The sequence below is a fragment of the Halobaculum litoreum genome (assembly GCF_030127125.1).
GTDB lineage: Archaea > Halobacteriota > Halobacteria > Halobacteriales > Haloferacaceae > Halobaculum > Halobaculum litoreum.
In genome coordinates this window covers 2184936-2201498 of sequence record NZ_CP126156.1, presented here as the reverse complement: position 1 = coordinate 2201498, position 16563 = coordinate 2184936, and the positions used below count along the sequence as shown (strand labels likewise).

The following is a 16563-nucleotide window of genomic DNA, read 5'->3' as shown; positions in this document are numbered from 1 at the left end:
GCCGTGGGTATGTCCGACTCGTGTGACGCCTGCGGCTCGGCGGTCGAGGACGCGCTCGCCCGGACGGTCCGGCTGTCGGTCGACCGCTCGACCGTCGACGAACAGCGCCTGTGTCCCGGCTGTTTCGCCGACTGGATCGACCGCTACGAGCGGGAGATGCAGTCCGACCCGGACGTGACGATCGACGGGGAGAACGACATCATCGTCGACTGAGTCACAGCTCGACCGAGCAGGTGGTCCCGACGGCGAGCCCCTCCTCCTCGACGTGCGCGGCCAGACAGCCGTAGTTGCAGTACGGCGTCTCGCTCGACTCCCCGCCCTCGCGGACGTACACCGGGTCGTGGACGGTCACATCGCAGCCGCAGTACGCGCAGTCGGTGGTGTCGCTCATCACGAGCGGGTACGTGCCGCCGCCGCAAAAAGCGGTCGCCGGGCGCGTCGCCGCCGACCGGCCGAGGCGACTACTCCTCGGCGTCGTCGTCGCTCTCGCCGTCGCCGCCGGCGCTCAGCCCGTCGTCGGCCGGCCGGTCGAGCGCGCGCTCGGCGTCGTGGTGTTCGGAGTAGCCGTCGAACCAGCGGACGATGCGCTCGATGCGGTCGACGATGTGGGCCGGTTCGCCCGAGCGCGACAGCTCGTGGCCCTCGCGCGGGTAGCGCACGAGTCGGGTGTCGACGCCGTGTTTCCTGAGGATCCGGTGGAACAGCTCCGCCGTGTTGTCCGGGGTCCGGTAGTCGCGGTCCGAGTGGAGCACGAGCGTCGGCGTCTCCACCTCGTCGGCGTGGGCGACCGGCGAGTGCTCCCAGAGGAACTCCGGTTCCTCCCACGGCGTCGTGTCGTAGTCGCCCTCGACGAGCTTGTACGCCCCGTCGGTCGAGCCGTAGAAGCCGGTGAAGTCGTACACGCCGCGCTGGGAGACCGCCGCGCGGAAGTAGTCCGACTGGCCGACCGCCCACGAGGTCATGTAGCCGCCGAAGGAGCCGCCGGTGAGGAACACGTTCGTCTCGTCGACGTAGTCCCTGTCCGCCACCTCTTCGACACCCGCCATCACGTCCGTGAGGGTCACGTCGCCCCAGTCGCGCTCGATGGCCCGCATGAACTCCTCGCCGAAGCCCGTCGAGCCGCGCGGGTTCGACCAGAAGACGACGTAGCCGCGCGCCGCGAGCGTCTGGAACTCGTGCCACATCGTCCCGCTGGTCGTCCACATCGCGTGCGGGCCGCCGTGCACCTCGACCGCCAGCGGGTACTGCTCGTCGGCGTCGAAGTCCGGCGGCGTCAACACCCACCCCTCGACGGGGCCCTGCGCGGACTCGAACGCGAGCGGCTCCGGCTCCGACACCGCGACCGAGTCGAGGTACTCGCCGTTGAGGTCGGTGAGCCGGCGCTCCTCGCTCCCGTCGAGCACGAACAGGTCCCCGGGGTGGTCCCACTCGCTCTTCGTGACCGCCGTGACGCCGTCGGCGACGTGGGCGCCGTCGACCGAGCCGCCGCGGTACTCGCGCTCGGGCGCGGCGCTCGCGTCGCCGGGCGCCGACCAGAGGCTCGTCGCGCCCTCGTCGGGGGTCGTGAAGTGGACACGCTCCTCGTCGGGGCCCCACTGGGGGGCGGCCTCGTAGCCGAGCCCGCGGTCGAGCTCCGCCGTCAGGTCGGCCGTCTCGTCGGCCGCACGGTCGTACACGTGGAGTTCGGTCGGCTGGATGCTCGCCTGCTCGGCCTCGGTGTACGTGTACGCGATCCGGTGGTCCTCGGTGACCGCCAGCGAGGCGCCCCAGCCGGTGGTGCGGAGGACGTCCTCCGTGTCGCCCGACTCGGTGTCGTAGGCGACCACGTCGATGTCGTAGTTGTCGTCGGGGTCCTCGCCGGCCTTCTGGGCGGTGAAGTACAGCGTCTCGTCGTCGCCCCACGCGGGCGCGCCGTGGTCGTGGTCGCCGTCGGTCACCCGTTCGAGGTCGCCCGACTCCACGTCGAGGAGGTACACCTGCGGGCGCTTCCCGTCGAAGTAGCTCGTGCCGGTGCGGTACACCGTCCGGTCGATGACGCGCGGGTCCGGCTCCTCGGGCTCGTAGTCGTCCGGGACTTCGAGGTCGCGCTCGGCCTCGCGGTCGTCGGCGGTGACCGACTGGAGGAACGCGATGCGGGTGCCGTCCGGGCTCCACGTGATCGCGTTGACGCCGCCGACCACCTCGGTCACCTGCTCGGCCTCGCCGCCGACGCCGTCGAGCGGGAGCAGCCACAGCTGCTGGGTGTCGTCGTCCTCCCCGCGCGTGGAGGTGAACGCCAGCCGGTCGCCCGACGGCGAGAAGCGCGGCTCCGCGTCGCTCCCCTCCGCGAGCGTCAGCCGTCGCGCCACGTCGCTCCCGTCGGTCGGCGCGAGGTACACCGTCGACTCGTAGGAATCGTCGCCGTCGGGCTCGCGGCGAACGAACGCCACGTGCTCGCCGTCCGGCGCGACCCGCGGGTCGCTCGGCTTGGCGATGTCGTGGACGTCGCTCGCCTGAATCGTGTCCATACGCCGGCCTCGGAGTGGCGAGGCAAGTACGTTCGGAACCCGGAATCGGACGCGGGCTATTCGATCCCCACTCGCCCGCTCGTCGCCGAGCGCAGGCGGTCGCGAAGCCCGGCGGCGTCGGCGACCGGCACCCGCGCCACGAACGACACCTCGGCGTCGTAGTCGGCCTCGAACTCCACCCCCGCCGACTCGAGGATGCCCCGGACGGTGCCGGAGTCGTCGTACGTGGCCGTGAGGACCACCCGCTCGTGGGGCGCCTCCTCGACGACGCCGGCGGCGTCGACCCCCTCCTTCACGGCCCGGGAGTACGCCCGGGCGAGTCCCCCGACGCCGAGGTTCGTGCCGCCGTAGTAGCGCGTGACGACCGCGACGACGTTGCGGATCTCCCGTTGTTGGAGCACGTTCAGCGCCGGCTTCCCCGCCGAGCCGGTCGGCTCCCCGTCGTCGCTGGCGTACTCGCGGAGCAGCACCTCGCCGGGCGACCGCGACCCGGCGTCGCCGGCGGGGACGCGGTAGGCGGGGACGTTGTGGGTCGCGTCGTCGAACTCGGCGCGCACCTCGTCGACGACCGCCTCCGCCTCGGCGACGGTGTCGACCGGGGCGACGTGCCCGAGGAACCGCGACCCCTGCACGGTGAACTCGGCGGTCGCGCGCTCGGCGACGGTGCGGTACGGCTCCGGGTTCGCCATGGTCGTCGTTCCGGACGCGGCGTGAAAGGGTTACTCGTCGCCCGCCGCGGCGGTCGCGGCGTCGGGGGCGTCCCCGGCGTTCGCCGGGAGGTCCGGGTCGGCGACGAACAGCGCCAACAGGCAGGCCGCGCCGACGCCCTGTGCGACGAACGCGACCAGCGCGATCGGGTCGCTCGCGAGGTGTGCGAGTACCTCGCCGACCGGGTTCGTCACCTCGTGGCTCGGCACGAGGCCGCCGTGGTCGGTGAGGTGCCACCACGCGTAGCCGGCCGAGTACGCGAGCAGGATGCCGGCCGTCAGCGAGTAGAGGCGTCGGTGCCGGGCGCCGCGGACGATCAGGGTCGCGAGCCCGACGAGCAGCAGCGCCGACGGGACGAACAGGTACGGGCGCGGGTCCGCGAACGAGCCGATCGGGAGGTACACGAGGAGGCGGGGGAGCCCCTCGATCAGGTGGATCGCCGCCGAGACGAGCGCCGCCTGCACGGCGAGCACGCGCAGTACGCTGGCGGTTCGGTCGTCCATACCCGTCTTCGGCGACTCGCGGTGAAAGCGGCGTCGGTCTCGGTCAGAACTCGACGCTGCGCACGTACGGGAGCGCCCGGATCGACACGAGGAGGTCGCCCGGAAGCGCCTCGTCGGTGATCAGGTACAGTTTCGGCTCGTCGGCGAACTCGGGGTCGTCCGACAGCACCTGCCGCAGCGAGAGGTCCGCCTCCGCGAGCATCCCGGTGATCTCGGCGACGATGCCGGAGGCGTCGGGGTCGCCCACCTCGACGGTGAGCACCGTGAGGTCGAGCACCGGCGCCAGGTCCATCAGGCTCGGCACCGCGGTGATGTTGGCGAAGATCCGCCGCAGTTCCTCGTCGTCGCGGATCGCCGTCGTCGTCGCGTCGACCACCCGGCGGTCGACGCCCGCCTCGCGGGCGATGCCGGTGTCGGGGATCTCGATGCCGCCCGAGACGACGCGCCCGTCGTCGTTCACGGAGAACCCCCGCTCGAGGAGCAGCCGCACGACCGCCTGCTGTCCCGGGGAGCCCTCGAACTTCCCCATGATCTCGTCGAACATCCGTGTTCGTCGTCGCCCACCTGCGGGCATAACTGTTCGGAGTCGGCGGATCGGGTCGCCGCAGCGGCCGGGACGCCTCCGACGCCGGACCGCGCCGGGGCCGCTCGCGCCGTCGTCGGCGCGTCGACCGGGGTCGTCCAGGGACGGGCCGCCCCCACAACGCCCTTGTCGCCCCCACCCGAGGCGACTGCTGTGCGCGAACTCGACTGCGACTTCTGCGGCGAGCCGGCGGCGGGGGCCTACGAGGTGCTGCCGACGGAACTGGACCCGACGCCCGACGAACAGGTTCGGGTCGTCCTCTGTGCGGGCTGTCGCGAGACGCTCGACGGCGTGCTCACCCCGCTGCTCGACCGGCTCGGGGCGAGCGACGAGGGCGGCGTCGACCCCTCCTTCGCCGACGCCACCGCGGGGCACGCGCCGCCCGAGGCGCCGCCGAGCGAGGACGGCATCGACGAGGGCGACGACGACCCCGACCTCGCGGTCGACGCGGCCGGCCACGCCCCGCCGCCGACGCCGAGCGCGCCCGACGGCGACCCCGACGCGGCGCCCGACGGCGACGACGCGACTTCGGAGGAAGCCGACGCGACCTCGGAGGAGACGAATCGGACGCCGGCCCAGCGGATGCCGCGGGAGACGCGGCGGACGCGGACGCCGGGACGGCGGCCCGCGAGGAGCCGCCGAACTTCCGGAAGGTGATGCGCTTCCTCAACAACCGCGAGTTCCCCGTCGACCGCGCGGAGGTGGCGGAGTTCGCGGCCGGCGCGTACGATCTGGAGGACGACGAGGTGGCCGAGATCTTCGACTACGCGGTCGAGCGCGGGATCCTCGCGGAGAACGGCGGGAAGCTGGTGAAGGGCTGAGGCGCCCCGACCGCCGGCGGGCTACAGGTCCCCCTTCGTGCTCGGGGTGTCGCTGCGGCGCTCGTCGAGCCGGGTCGCGTCGTCGAGCGCCCGCGCGAGCGCCTTGAACAGCGCCTCGACCTCGTGGTGGGCGTTCACGCCGGTCTCGACCTCCGTGTGGAGCGTGAGCCCGGCGTTCATCGCCAGCGAGTACGCGAAGTGGCGCGCCATGTCGCTGGCCATCTCGCCCACCGCGTCCTGCGAGAACTCGCCGGCGAACTCGAAGTACGGGCGGCCGCTCACGTCGACGACGACGCCCGCGACGGCCTCGTCCAGCGGGACGCGCCGGTCGGCGTAGCGGCGGATGCCGCGTTTGTCGCCCAGCGCCTCGGCGAACGCCTCGCCGAGCGCGATGCCGACGTCCTCGACGGTGTGGTGGTCGTCGATGTGGGTGTCGCCGTCACACCGCACCGTCAGGTCGAACAGGCCGTGCTTGGCGAACGCCGTCAGCATGTGGTCGAAGAAGCCGACGCCCGTCTCCACCTCGCTGTCGCCGTCGCCGTCGACGGCGAGGGTGACCTCGATGTCCGTCTCGGCCGTCTCGCGCGCGACGGCCGCCGTGCGGTCGCTCATGCGCGGTGCGTGGGTACGGGCCGGCAAGACCGTTCCGGCTTCCGGGGTCGGCCGCGCCCAGCCTCCCGGGCCGTGCGTCCGCCGCGACCGGACCCGGTCGCCGTCGGCGGCCCCGACGCCGCCGGCGTCGTCCGGGCGTCGGACGCCCGTTCGACTGGCGTTGAAGTGGCCGCGCGTGGGAGTCGATCGCATGAAGACCGGCTTTCCCGCGCTGGTCGCCCTCGGGGGCGGCTCCGTCGGCCTCTCGACGGCGACCGCGGCGGGCCTGACGCTCGGCCTCGTGTTGACCGCCGCGGGCACCGCGCTCGCGGTCGCGACCGTCTCGCGCTCGCTGATCCGCTACGCCGACGGCGGGTGAGCGTCCGGCCGACAGGAGCGTCCCGGCGGCCCCGCACACCGCGGTCGGCCGCGGCCGTCCGCTCAGACCGACTGCGCCTCGGCGAGCGTGAACGTCCCCTCGTACAGCGCGGTGCCGACGACGACGGCCGCCGCGCCCGCCTCGCGCAGGACGCGGACGTCGTCGAGGCTCGCGACGCCGCCGGAGGCGACGACGGGGATGTCGACGGCCTCGGTGACGCGCTCGACGCTCCCGCGGTTCACGCCCTCCAGTTGGCCCTCCACGTCGACGTCGGTGAACAGGATCGCGCCCGCGCCCAACTCCTCGTAGCGGCCCGCGGCCTCGGCGGGGTCGAGGCCGGTGCCCTCGGTCCACCCCGAGACGACGACCTCGCCGTCCTTCGCGTCGAGGCTCACCATCACGCTCCCGGGGTACTGCTCGCTGATATCGGCGACGACGTCGGGGTTCTCGACGGCCGCGGTGCCGAGGATCACGCGGTCGACGCCGCGGTCGAGGAGGGCGACCGCGTCGGCGGCGCTCGGATCCCGCCGCCCAGTTGGACCGGCACGTCGACGGCGTCGAGGATCGCGTCGACGGCGGCGGCGTTGGCGCGCTCGCCGTCGAACGCGCCGTCGAGGTCGACGAGGTGGAGCGTCTCGGCGCCCTCGTCGACCCAGCGCTCGGCCGCCGCGACGGGGTCGCCGTAGCGGGTGGCGGTGCCGCGCTCGCCCTGCACCAACTGGACGACCTCGCCCCCCTCCATGTCGACGGCGGGGACGACCTCGAACTCCGGGAAGTGGCTCATGCGCGGTGCTGGGTCGCGATCCGGGGTAAGTGGTTCGCGTTCGGGTCGGCCGGCTCGCGCCCGGCCCGTCGGCACCCGCTCCGCGGGCGCTCCGACCGCGGCCCCGTCGTCGTATTTATGCTCCGACCGTGTCACCTCCCACCAATGACCGTCTACGAGTCCGACCTGCCGGGCGTCGGGAAGAAACACGAGATCGAGTTGGACGGCGACGAGCGGATCGTCGTCGTCACCCACAACACGGGCAAACGCGAGGTGTACCGCCGCGCCGACGCCGACGCCGACGCCGAGAAACTGTTCGAACTGTCGGACGAGCTCGCGCGGACGGTCGGCACCGTGCTGGAGGGGGCGTACTTCCAGCCGGTCGCGACCGACACCATCGAGACGATGCTGGGCGGCGACGCGCTCATCGAGTGGTACGACGTGCCCGCCGGCTCCGAACTGGCGGGCGAGACCATCGAGGAGGCCGACGTGCGCCAGCGGACCGGCGCGTCGATCATCGCCGTCCAGCACGGCGCCGACGTGGTGCCGAACCCCGACCCCGGCGCGGGGGTCCACGGCGGCGACACCGTCGTCGTCATGGGGTCGCGCGAGGAGGTCGAACGGTTCCACGACACGTTCATCGCCGGCGTCGGCGACGACGCCGCGGACGACACCGAGGACGCGGCCGACCCGAACTGATGGCGGCGGGAGCGCCCGTCGCGGGCGACCTCAACGGCCTGCTCGCGCTCGGCGCCGTCGTCGCCGTCGCCGCCGCGGTCGCGGCGCTGGGTCGTCGCGTCGGGATCCCGACCGTCCCGCTGTACGTGCTCGGCGGCGTCGTCGCCGGCCCCTCGGTGGCGGGCGCGATCGGCCTCCCCACCGTCGAGCCGGCGGAGCTGACGACGCTCGCGGAGGTCGGGGTCGTCCTCCTGCTGTTCTTCCTCGGGCTGGAGTTCAGCATCGACCGCCTCATCGCCGCCCGCCGCCGGCTCTCGGGCGCCGCGGCCGTCGACCTCCTGGTGAACTTCCCCGTCGGCGTCGCGCTCGGGTTCCTGTTCGGGCTGGGCCCGCTCGGGGCGTTCCTCGTCGGCGGCATCGTGTACATCTCCTCGTCGGCGGTGATCACCAAGTCGCTCGTCGACCTCGGCTGGATCGCCGACCCCGAGGCCGAGCCGGTGCTGGGGGTGCTCGTCGCGGAGGACCTCGTCGTCGCCGTCTACCTCGCGCTCGCGGGCGCGCTCGTCGCCGGCGGCTCCCCGGTCGACGCGCTCCCGCGCATCGCCGTCGCGCTGGGGTTCCTCGGGGCGGTCGCGCTCGCGGCCCAACTGCTCGCCCCGCGGCTCACGCCGTACCTCGGCACCAGCGACGAGGACCTGGTCGTGCGGACGCTCGCGGTCGCGCTCGTCGTCGCGGGGCTGGCGCTGTCGGTCGGCGCCAGCGAGGCGGTCGCGGGCTTCTTCGTCGGCGTCGGCGTCGGCGCCACCCCGCTGCACGACCGCGTCGCCGACCGGATCGCCCCGCTGCGCGACGCGTTCGCGGTCGTGTTCTTCGCGTGGGTCGGGCTCAACACCGACGTCGTCGCCGTGGCGGCGGTCGCGGTGCCGGTGCTCGTCGCGGCGCTCGTCTCCGGCCCGACGAAGGTCTTCAGCGGCGCCGTCGGCGGCCGGCTGTACGGTCTCTCGCCGCGGCGGTCGCTGCGGACCGGCCTCGCGCTCGTCCCCCGCGGAGAGTTCTCGCTGATCATCGCGGCGCTGGCGACGTCCTCGCCGGACCCGCTCGTCTCGTCGGTCGTCCCGGCGTTCGCCGTCGGCTACGTGCTCGTGTTGTCGTTCGCGGGCACGGTCGCGATGAGCGAGGCGCGGCGGATCGAGCGCCTCGTCGGGCTGTCCCCGGACTGAGCCACCCGGCGCCGTCGCCCGGGTTCGAGACGCCCCCGGTTTTCATCGCTGAGTGTGGGTGCGAAACGGTCAAGTCTCCCGACTCGGAGTCGAAGCTATGAGCGAGTCGGTCGTCGCGGACTTCGTCGGTCGGTTCTTCGCCCCCGGCGTCGACGGGGAGCCGCCGAGGGGCCGGATCATCCTGAGCCAGCGACGGCTCGTCCTCGCGGCCGACGGCTACAAGGAGACGATCCCGCTGTCGAAGGTGTTCGACGTGACCATCGGACAGGTCCCCCCGGAGATGGCGGGCTACTTCAACGACACCGTCACCGTCGCCTACCGGAAGGGCGAGGGGCGGGCGGTCGCCGCCATCGAGGGGAAGGGGACCGACATCGACCGCTTCGCGACGATCCTGTTCAAGGTGCTGCTCAACGGCACCAAGGCGCTCGCGCGCCACCCGGCGAAGGTCGGCGGCCGCGTCGTCGACGCCGACACCCGGCAGACGCGCCTCGACGTGACGCAGGGCGCGCTCACCTTCGAGGGGGACGGCGACGCCTTCACCGTCGACCTCGCGAACGTCGTCTCGGTCGAACGCGCCCAGCGCGACCTCGGCAACGGGAGCCACCCGGTCGTCTCGTTCCGCCACGTCGAGGACGGCACCGCCGTCACCTCGGAGGTGGGGATGACGTCCGGCCGGCTCACGAACGTCCTCGGGCGGTACGTCAGACTGCGCTACGCCGACGTGCAGGCGGAACTGGAGGACCTGGAGCCCAGCGAGGAGGAGATGGAGGTGCTGGTCGCGGCGTACTCGGCCGGACCGGGCGTCTCGTTGAACAAGGTGGTCGACATCGAACCGCAGCGGCTCACCATGCTGTTGAACGGCCTCATCGACGAGGACCTGCTCGTCGACACCGACGAGGGGACCCAACTCACGGCGAAGGGCCGCGTCGTCGTGGGCCAGCGGATCGAGTCGGTCAACACCTGAGGCGTCGGCTCGCGACGGGGAGCGGTCGCCGAGAAAGGGGTCGTCGTGTCCGGCCTCAGAACAGGCCGAGGGCGCTCCCGACGTCGAACAGCGTCTTGGCGACGCGCAGCGTCACCGACTTCGTCACGCCGACGCCCTCGACGGTGATGTCGTCGTTCCGGTAGGCGTCGAGCGCGGCGGCGGCGGGGTTCTGCGAGTCGAGGATCTCACAGACGGTCGACTCGCTCGTCTCGACGCGCAGGGTCGGGTTCTCGACGAGGTCCTCCGAGAAGCTCGTCACCCGCGCGTCGCCGTTCGTCACGGCGCTGTACTCGTAGTCGCCGTCGGACGACGTGATCACGACGTTGACGCGCTCGCCGGCTAACTGTCCGCGAAGGGGACCGGGGAGTTGGTCGAGGTTGCCGTTGTAGGTGTCGACGGCCATCTGCATGCCCTCGAGGTCGACGGTGCACGAGTCGGCCTCCGACTGGGCGGCGACCGGCGCGACGGACACCGCGAGGACGGAGAACACGACGAGCGCGGCGACCGTGATACTTTTGTATTTGAACATTACCTCTTATATTCCACTCCAGTACTTATCCGTTGTGTTCAGGGGCTCTCCGCCGTCGGCGGCGGGCCACGGCGGGCCGTGCGTCGTGCGGAGTCGGTCGGGAACGGACTACTGTTCGTTCATCGCCTCGCTGGCGATGTTGCGGCCGCGCGGCTCCAGCGCGACCTCGCGGCGGGTGCGCACCTCCTCCAGCACCTCCGCCTCGATGAGGCGCTCGAAGATCTCCTCGACGCGGTCGACGCTCATCCCGAGGAAGTTCGGCACCTCGAACGAGGAGACGCCGGAGTACAGCGCCATCAACACCTCGCGTTCGGACTCCGACAGCTCGACGGCACCGCGGTTGCGGTCGCGTCCCTCCCCGAGGTACGACTTGACCACGGCGACGATCCACGGCTCGCCCGAGAGGTACGTCTGCACGCTGGTCCCCTCGTCGTCGGTGTGTTCGGCCTCGATGACCGACGCCTTCTCGTCCATCACGGTCCGCTCGGTCTCCTCCAGCGTCCCGATGTCGTCGAGTTCGAGCCGGACGAACGCGCCGCTCTGTTGGGCCACCGAGATGCCGTCGGCCTCCACCTTGATGCGTGCCTGCTCCCACTCGGTGTCCTGGACGACGCCGCCTTTGATCGCCGGGTGACGGGCCTTGATCACCTTGCGGTCGAGGAACGCGCGGTACAGGTCCGTGCGGAACTCCTCGTGCTCCTCGGCGGCGATGAGGAACACGTCGTCGCCGATGCGGAGGCTGACGTAGTTGGAGACGCGCTGGATCTCCTGGTTGGCGTCGTAGCGGCCGCCGATGCCGTCGACGTTCGACAGCGCGAGCGTCCGCTTGCCGCCGTTGCCGACGAGGACGACGCGCTTGTTCGAGAGGATGATCCGGCCGTTCGACCACGACACGTCGTTGAGCTTGCGCCCGCCCTTCATCGCCTGGGCGAACTTGCCGCGGGTGTCCGCGACCTTGTACTCCTCGCCGCCGCCGGGCTGCTGTCCGCCACCGCCGTTCCGCTGTGCGTCGTTCACTGTTTAACACCTCCGAGCTTCGACAGCGACGCGAACGCCCGTTTCCGGATCTGCTTGTCCACGTCGCTGTCGGTGATCGCGTCGAGCGTCTCGCGCGCCCGGTCGCCGCCCACGGAGCCGAGGGCGTACGCCGCCTTCGCGCGGGCGTCGACGCTCGCGTCCTCGTCTTTCACCAGTTCGATGAGCGTCGACTCCACGTGCAACCCCTCGAGGTTCGTGATGCTCGTCGCCGCGAACTGGGCGGTCATCTTGTCGTCGTCGTCGAGCGCCTCGACGAGCGCGTCCAGCACGTGGTCGGGCGGCTCCGTGCTCGTCACCCGCCCGAGGAACCACACCGCGTTGCGCCGCTGGCGCGCCTGCGTCGCGTCCTCGAGGATCTCCACGAGCGGCCCCGTCACCGTCTCGTCGTCGGCGTCCTGTAGCTCCGAGATGACGGCGTCGCGGACGGCGTGGCTCTGCTTGGTCGGCGCGTTCGCGAGCAGTTCGATGATCGAGAACACCGCCGTCCGGCGCACCGTGTCGTGTTCGTCCTCCAGCGCGCCCGCGAGCTTCGGCACGGGCTTGGCCGAACTGGCGTTGCCCAGCGCCGACGCCGCCAGCCGCCGGAGACTGACGTTCTCGTCGTCCAGCAGGTCCAACAGCGCCGCGAGCGCCTGCCCGTTGGCGATGGTGCCGAGCGCGTCGGCGGCCGCGGCCTTCACCGCGGGGTGGTCGTCGTCGAGTTTCGCCCGGAGCCGGCCGACGGCGCGCCCGTCGCCGATGCGGCCGAGCGCGAGACAGGCGCGCTCGCGCACCCGCGGGTCGGGGTCGTCGAGCCGCTTCGCCAGCGGGCCGACGGCGTCCCCGTCGCCGATCCGCCCGAGCGCGTTGGCGGCGGCCATCCGGTACTCGGGGATGCTCGCCCCGCCGAGCACCTTCGCGAACGCCCGCATCGCCGCCCAGTCGGCGGCGTTCGGGTCGATGCCGAACTGCTTGGCGATGAGTCGCTGGAGCCCGTTGCCGCCGAGGTCGTCGAGCCCGTCGACCGCCGCCGCGCGCACCGACTCCTCGTCGTCCTCGCGTGCGAGGTGGATGAGCACGTCGACGGTGCGGTCGTCCTCGGGGTCGCCCACGTCGCCGAGCATCTCCGCGGCCCGCCGGCGCACCGCCGCGCTGTCGCTGTTCTTGGCGGTGTCGGTGAGCTGCTCCATGTCCCCGTCGCGGGCGAGCGTGTACAGCGACATTATCCCTCGTAGCGGTAGATGCGGCTCCGTTTCGCCACGGGCTCGAAGTCGTCGCGCAGGCCGGGGGGGCACCGTCTCGGTCTTCCCGAGCACGAGGTACCCCCCCCCGGCCGCAGCGAGTCGCGCAGCGTCTCGAACAGCCGCTCCTTGTACGCGGTGTCGATGTAGATGAGCAGGTTCCGACAGAACACCAGGTCCATGTCGGTCCTCGGCCCGTCGCTGATGAGGTCGTACTGCTCGAACTCGATGCGCGACTTGACCGACCGGCGCACCCGGAAGACGTTCTCCTCCTGTTCGACGTACGCCGTCGGGTCCGACAGCGGCGACAGCTCCTCCTCGATGTCGGTCGTCCGGGTCGTCTCGTACACGCCCGCGCGGGCGGCGTCGAGCGCCTCCTCGCTGATGTCGATCGCGGTGATCCGGAAGCGGCGCTCGTTCACCTCCTCGTCGTCGGCCACGAGCATCGACAGCGAGTACGGCTCGCGCCCGTCCGCACACGGCGCGCTCCACACGTCGACGCCGTCCCGGCCGTTCTCCTCGCTCAGCTCCCGGAGGACCGGCCGGAGGTCGGCCCACACGTCCGGGTCGCGGAAGAAGCCGGTGACGTTGATCGTGAGCGCGTCCAGCAGCGCCTCGCGCTCCTCGTCGTCGCGTTCGAGCACCCGCCGGTAGGCGGCGTGGTCGTCGGTGTCGCAGCGCTGCATCCGGGCGGCGACCCGCCGGCCGAGGTACGCCTCGTTGTAGTACCCCGGCTCGAACGGCACCGCGTCCTCGACGAAGTCGATGACGCGCTGGAGCCCCCTCGTCGCCCCGCTCGGCGCGGCTCATCGCCGCCCCCCCGAGCGTCTCCACGTCGAGGATGCTCACCACGTCGCCGTCGCCGAGGACGGCCGTCCCCGACAGCCCCGGGATCCCCGAGAGGATCCCCTCCAGCGGCTTCACGACGACCTCCTCCTGGTGGAGCACGTCGTCGCAGTGCAACGCGATCGGGCGCTTCTCCTCGTGGATCCGGAGGAGCATCCCGTCGTCCCCGTCCGCGTCGGCGTCGGCGGGCAGGTCCTCGCCACCGTCGGCGACCGCGCCGCCGGGGTCGGCCGCGGGCGTGCCGAGCACCTCGCCGAGCCTGACGACCGGGTAGATGTCGTCGTCGTGGCGCACCACCTCGTCGCCGTGGGCCACGTCGATGCCGCCCGCGCGGCTCACCTCCGCGATGTTCTTGATCGGGACGCCGTACTCGACGCCGTCGACCTCGACGAACATCACGCGGACGATGGCCACCGTGACGGGGAGCTTGATCTCGAAGCGCGACCCCTCGCCGGGCGTCGACTCGAGGCTGATGCTCCCGTCGAGGTCCTTCACCGTCGTCCGGACGACGTCCATCCCGACCCCGCGGCCGGAGACGTCGGTGACCTCGTCGTTGGTCGAGAACCCGGGGTGGAAGATCAGTTCGCGCGCCTCGGCGTCGGACATGGCCTCCACCTCGGCGGGGCTCTTGACGCCCTTCTCGACGGCCTTCTCCCGGAGCACGTCCGCGTCGATCCCGCCGCCGTCGTCCTCGACGACGATGGTGACGTGGTCGCGCTCGCGGTCGGCGGTCAACTCGATCGTCCCCGTCTCGGGCTTGCCGGCCGCCTCGCGCGCTTCGGGCGGCTCGATGCCGTGGTCGACGGCGTTGCGGAGGATGTGGACGAGCGGGTCGCGGATCTCCGTGAGGATCGTGCGGTCCAACTCGATGTCCCGCCCGTCGATGTCGAACTCCACGTCCTTCGACTGGTCGCGCGCGAGGTCGCGCACGAGCCGCGGGAACGTGTCGACGACCGCCGACAGCGGGATGAGCCGCATGTCCATCACCGTGTCCTGCAGGTTCGTCGAGATCTTGTCCAGCTCGTCGAGGTTGTCCGAGTCGATGCCGGCGTCCTCCATCTCGCGGCGGAGCTTGATCCGGCTCGTGACGAGCTGCTCGACGAGCCCGTACAGGTCGTCGAGCTGCTCCACGTCGACACGGACCGACGAGATGCTGTCGGAGGTCGACGAGGACGACGCCGCCGCGCCAGCCGACGCGGGCTCCTCGCCGTCGTCGGCGTCCGCGGCGTCGTCGGCCGCACCCGCCGCGTCCGTCTCGTCCGCCTCGCCCGTCTCGTCCGCCCCGTCCGGCGTCGCCGCGCCGTCGTCGGTCGCCTCCGCCCCGTCCGCCTCGTCGCCGGGGGCCGGCTCGACGACGGCCACGGCGGCCGACTCGACCTGCGTGACCGCCTCGACGCCGGCGGCGACCGCCGCGCCCGCCTCGCCGGTCACGAACAGGTCGAAGGTTCCCTCGAACTCGCCGGCCTCGACCGTCTCGCGCGGCGGGTCGCACGTCAGCCCGCCGAACGCCTCGTCGACCGCCTCGAGCACGAACATCGCGTCGATGCCCGGCATCTCCGTCTCCCGGAGCGTCACGCGGGCGCGGTAGACGCCCTCGTCGTCGTCGGGCGCGAGGCCGTGGTCGACGTCGGAGTCGACCGCGTCGGGTGCCGCGTCGGCCGCGCCGTCGGCCCCGTCGTCGGTCGTCGCGTCAGCGTCCGCGTCGACGTCGGCGGTCGCGTCCGCGTCGTCGCCGAGCGCGGCGTCGCCCTCCTCGACGAGCGTGCGGAGGTCCTCCTCGACCTCGGTCGGGTCGACGGTCGTCTCGCCCGTCTCGTCGATCTCGCCGAGCATCGCGTCGAGCAGGTCGACCGCCTCGAACAGCCGGTCCATCAGGTCGCCCGACACCGTCATCTCGCCGTCGCGCACCTCGTCGAGCAGGTCCTCCATCGCGTGCGCGAGCCCGGAGAAGTCGCCGAACCCCATCGCCGCGGCGTTCCCCTTCAGCGTGTGGGCGGTCCGGAAGATGGCGTCCATCGCCGCCGGGTCGTCCGGGTCCGACTCCAGCGCGAGCAGGGAGTTGTTCAGCTCCGTGATCCCCTCCTCGGACTCGCGGACGAACGCACGGATGTGTGCCTCGCTCACGCCCGCTCACCCGTGATGCCGCCCGCGATGTCGTCCAACGGGAGCACCGTGTCGACGCAGCCGGTCTCGGCCGCGCGCTTGGGCATCCCGTACACGACGCAGGTGTCCTCGTCCTGCGCGAGCACGCGCGCCCCGGCGCGGGACAGCGCCCGCACGCCGTCGCTCCCGTCGGCGCCCATCCCCGTCAGCACGACCCCGACGAGCGGGTCGTCGACGACCCGCGCGGCCGACTCCATCGTCACGTTCACCGAGGGGCGCACGCCCTGTCCGCGCTCCTCGTCGATCACATTCAGCCGGAGGCGACCGTCGCGGGCGCTCGCCACCTCCAGGTGGTGGCCGCCGCGGGCGACCGCGAGCTCCCCGCGGCCGATCCGCATCCCGTCCTCGGCCTCGCTGACCGAGAGGTCGCAGGCGGCGTCGAGCCGTTCGGCGAAGCGACCGGTGAACGCCTCGGGCATGTGCTGGACGACGACCCCGCGCAGGTCCGCCTCGCCCGGGAGCGCCGAGAGCACGCGTTCGACGGCGTCGGGGCCGCCGGTCGAGGAGCCGACGATCAGCGTCGTGTTCGGCTCGACGGAGACGTCCGGACCGGCGTCGCCGGTGCCGCCCGCGTCGCTCCGGGCGGCGCCGCTCGCGGCCGCCGCGGCCGCCGTCCGCCGGCGCCGGCTCCCCGTCGAGAGGTCCGCCCGCGCCACCGAGCGGACGGTCTCGACGAGCTGTTCTTCCAGCCGGGAGACGCCCATCGACACCTCGCCGCCGGGCTTGGCGAAGAAGTCGACCGCGCCCGCGTCCAGCGCTTCGAACGTCTCCTCGGCCCCCTCCGCCGTGTACGCCGACAGCATCAGCGTCGGCGTCGGCGTGTCCGCCATCAGCCGCTCGACCGCCTCGATCCCGTCCATCTCGGGCATCTCCACGTCCATCGTGACGACGTCCGGCTCCGTGTCGGCGACGACCGACAGCGCCTCCCGCCCGTCGCCGGCCTCCCCGACGACCTCCACGCCGCCGGACTCCAGGATGTCGGCGATGAGTCCCCGCATGAACCGGGAGTCGTCCACCACGACCGTCCGC

General features: G+C 72.4%; 17 protein-coding genes and 3 pseudogenes. 7 read left to right on the top strand and 13 right to left on the bottom strand.

The window, feature by feature from the left end; all coding sequences use genetic code 11:
• Positions 1 to 9 precede the first annotated feature (9 nt).
• Positions 10 to 213, top strand: coding sequence for a DUF7569 family protein (locus P0R35_RS12000; RefSeq protein WP_284012696.1), 204 nt, complete (start codon positions 10 to 12; stop codon positions 211 to 213).
• 1 nt (position 214) lies between these two features.
• On the opposite strand, the gene P0R35_RS11995 is transcribed toward P0R35_RS12000, so the two are convergent.
• The 5 genes from P0R35_RS11995 to trpY form a co-directional block, all read right to left on the bottom strand.
• Positions 215 to 391, bottom strand: coding sequence for a hypothetical protein (locus P0R35_RS11995; RefSeq protein ID WP_284012695.1), 177 nt, complete (start codon positions 389 to 391; stop codon positions 215 to 217).
• Positions 392 to 461: 70 nt separating this feature from the next.
• Positions 462 to 2507: a S9 family peptidase gene (locus tag P0R35_RS11990; protein WP_284012694.1), complete on the bottom strand. Its 2046-nt coding sequence runs from the start codon at positions 2505 to 2507 to the stop codon at positions 462 to 464.
• A 56-nt stretch (positions 2508 to 2563) separates the two neighbouring features.
• Complete coding sequence (locus P0R35_RS11985) at positions 2564 to 3196, bottom strand: IMPACT family protein (protein ID WP_284012693.1); 633 nt, start codon at positions 3194 to 3196, stop codon at positions 2564 to 2566.
• A gap of 30 nt (positions 3197 to 3226) precedes the next feature.
• A complete protein-coding gene (locus tag P0R35_RS11980; protein ID WP_284012692.1) occupies positions 3227 to 3718 on the bottom strand; it encodes a hypothetical protein in 492 nt (163 codons plus the stop codon).
• 43 nt (positions 3719 to 3761) lie between these two features.
• Positions 3762 to 4262: a TrpY family transcription regulator gene (gene trpY, locus P0R35_RS11975; protein WP_284012691.1), complete on the bottom strand. Its 501-nt coding sequence runs from the start codon at positions 4260 to 4262 to the stop codon at positions 3762 to 3764.
• A 192-nt stretch (positions 4263 to 4454) separates the two neighbouring features.
• Here trpY and P0R35_RS11970 point away from each other — a divergent pair, with 192 nt between their 5' ends.
• Both P0R35_RS11970 and P0R35_RS11965 read left to right on the top strand, forming a co-directional pair.
• On the top strand, positions 4455 to 4958 hold the full coding sequence (locus P0R35_RS11970; protein WP_284012690.1) for a DUF8528 domain-containing protein: 504 nt from the start codon (positions 4455 to 4457) through the stop codon (positions 4956 to 4958).
• Complete coding sequence (locus P0R35_RS11965; protein WP_284012689.1) at positions 4958 to 5122, top strand: hypothetical protein; 165 nt, start codon at positions 4958 to 4960, stop codon at positions 5120 to 5122. The genes P0R35_RS11970 and P0R35_RS11965 overlap by 1 nt, the downstream gene beginning before the upstream one ends.
• Before the next feature lie 21 nt (positions 5123 to 5143).
• Here P0R35_RS11965 and hisB read toward each other — a convergent pair whose 3' ends face one another.
• The gene (hisB, locus tag P0R35_RS11960; protein ID WP_284012688.1) at positions 5144 to 5734 is read right to left on the bottom strand and encodes an imidazoleglycerol-phosphate dehydratase HisB; all 591 of its coding nucleotides are present in this window, start codon (positions 5732 to 5734) and stop codon (positions 5144 to 5146) included.
• Positions 5735 to 5924: 190 nt separating this feature from the next.
• Between hisB and P0R35_RS11955 the strand changes: the two genes are divergently transcribed.
• Entirely contained in the window at positions 5925 to 6092 is a 168-nt protein-coding gene (locus P0R35_RS11955) for a hypothetical protein (RefSeq protein ID WP_284012687.1), read from the top strand.
• Between the two features lie 62 nt (positions 6093 to 6154).
• Here P0R35_RS11955 and hisA read toward each other — a convergent pair.
• Positions 6155 to 6876: pseudogene (gene hisA / locus P0R35_RS11950) on the bottom strand (1-(5-phosphoribosyl)-5-[(5-phosphoribosylamino)methylideneamino]imidazole-4-carboxamide isomerase).
• Between the two features lie 144 nt (positions 6877 to 7020).
• Between hisA and P0R35_RS11945 the strand changes: the two are divergent.
• The 3 genes from P0R35_RS11945 (at position 7021) to P0R35_RS11935 (ending at position 9717) form a co-directional block, all read left to right on the top strand.
• On the top strand, positions 7021 to 7554 hold the full coding sequence (locus P0R35_RS11945) for a cation:proton antiporter regulatory subunit (protein ID WP_284012686.1): 534 nt from the start codon (positions 7021 to 7023) through the stop codon (positions 7552 to 7554).
• Positions 7554 to 8753 (top strand): cation:proton antiporter, encoded by a 1200-nt coding sequence (locus P0R35_RS11940; RefSeq protein WP_284012685.1) that lies wholly within the window; start codon positions 7554 to 7556, stop codon positions 8751 to 8753. Before P0R35_RS11945 ends, P0R35_RS11940 begins: the two co-directional genes overlap by 1 nt.
• 97 nt (positions 8754 to 8850) lie before the next feature.
• Positions 8851 to 9717 carry a CheF family chemotaxis protein gene (locus tag P0R35_RS11935; protein ID WP_284012684.1) on the top strand — a complete coding sequence of 289 codons (867 nt, stop codon included), beginning with the start codon at positions 8851 to 8853 and terminating at the stop codon, positions 9715 to 9717.
• 55 nt (positions 9718 to 9772) lie between these two features.
• On the opposite strand, the gene P0R35_RS11930 is transcribed toward P0R35_RS11935, so the two are convergent.
• The 6 genes and pseudogenes from P0R35_RS11930 to cheB form a co-directional block, all read right to left on the bottom strand.
• Positions 9773 to 10267: a hypothetical protein gene (locus tag P0R35_RS11930; RefSeq protein ID WP_284012683.1), complete on the bottom strand. Its 495-nt coding sequence runs from the start codon at positions 10265 to 10267 to the stop codon at positions 9773 to 9775.
• A gap of 108 nt (positions 10268 to 10375) precedes the next feature.
• Positions 10376 to 11188, bottom strand: a complete 813-nt coding sequence (locus P0R35_RS11925; RefSeq protein ID WP_284014626.1) for a CheF family chemotaxis protein — start codon at positions 11186 to 11188, stop codon at positions 10376 to 10378.
• Between the two features lie 92 nt (positions 11189 to 11280).
• A pseudogene (locus P0R35_RS11920) lies at positions 11281 to 12411 on the bottom strand (HEAT repeat domain-containing protein); the annotation flags it as partial.
• 95 nt (positions 12412 to 12506) lie between these two features.
• Positions 12507 to 13271: a CheR family methyltransferase gene (locus tag P0R35_RS11915; RefSeq protein ID WP_490396514.1), complete on the bottom strand. Its 765-nt coding sequence runs from the start codon at positions 13269 to 13271 to the stop codon at positions 12507 to 12509.
• 136 nt (positions 13272 to 13407) lie between these two features.
• Positions 13408 to 15495: pseudogene (locus tag P0R35_RS11910) on the bottom strand (ATP-binding protein); the annotation flags it as partial.
• Positions 15492 to 16532, bottom strand: a complete 1041-nt coding sequence (gene cheB / locus P0R35_RS11905) for a chemotaxis-specific protein-glutamate methyltransferase CheB (protein ID WP_284014623.1) — start codon at positions 16530 to 16532, stop codon at positions 15492 to 15494. The pseudogene P0R35_RS11910 and the gene cheB, both read right to left, overlap by 4 nt.
• Positions 16533 to 16563: the final 31 nt, after the last annotated feature.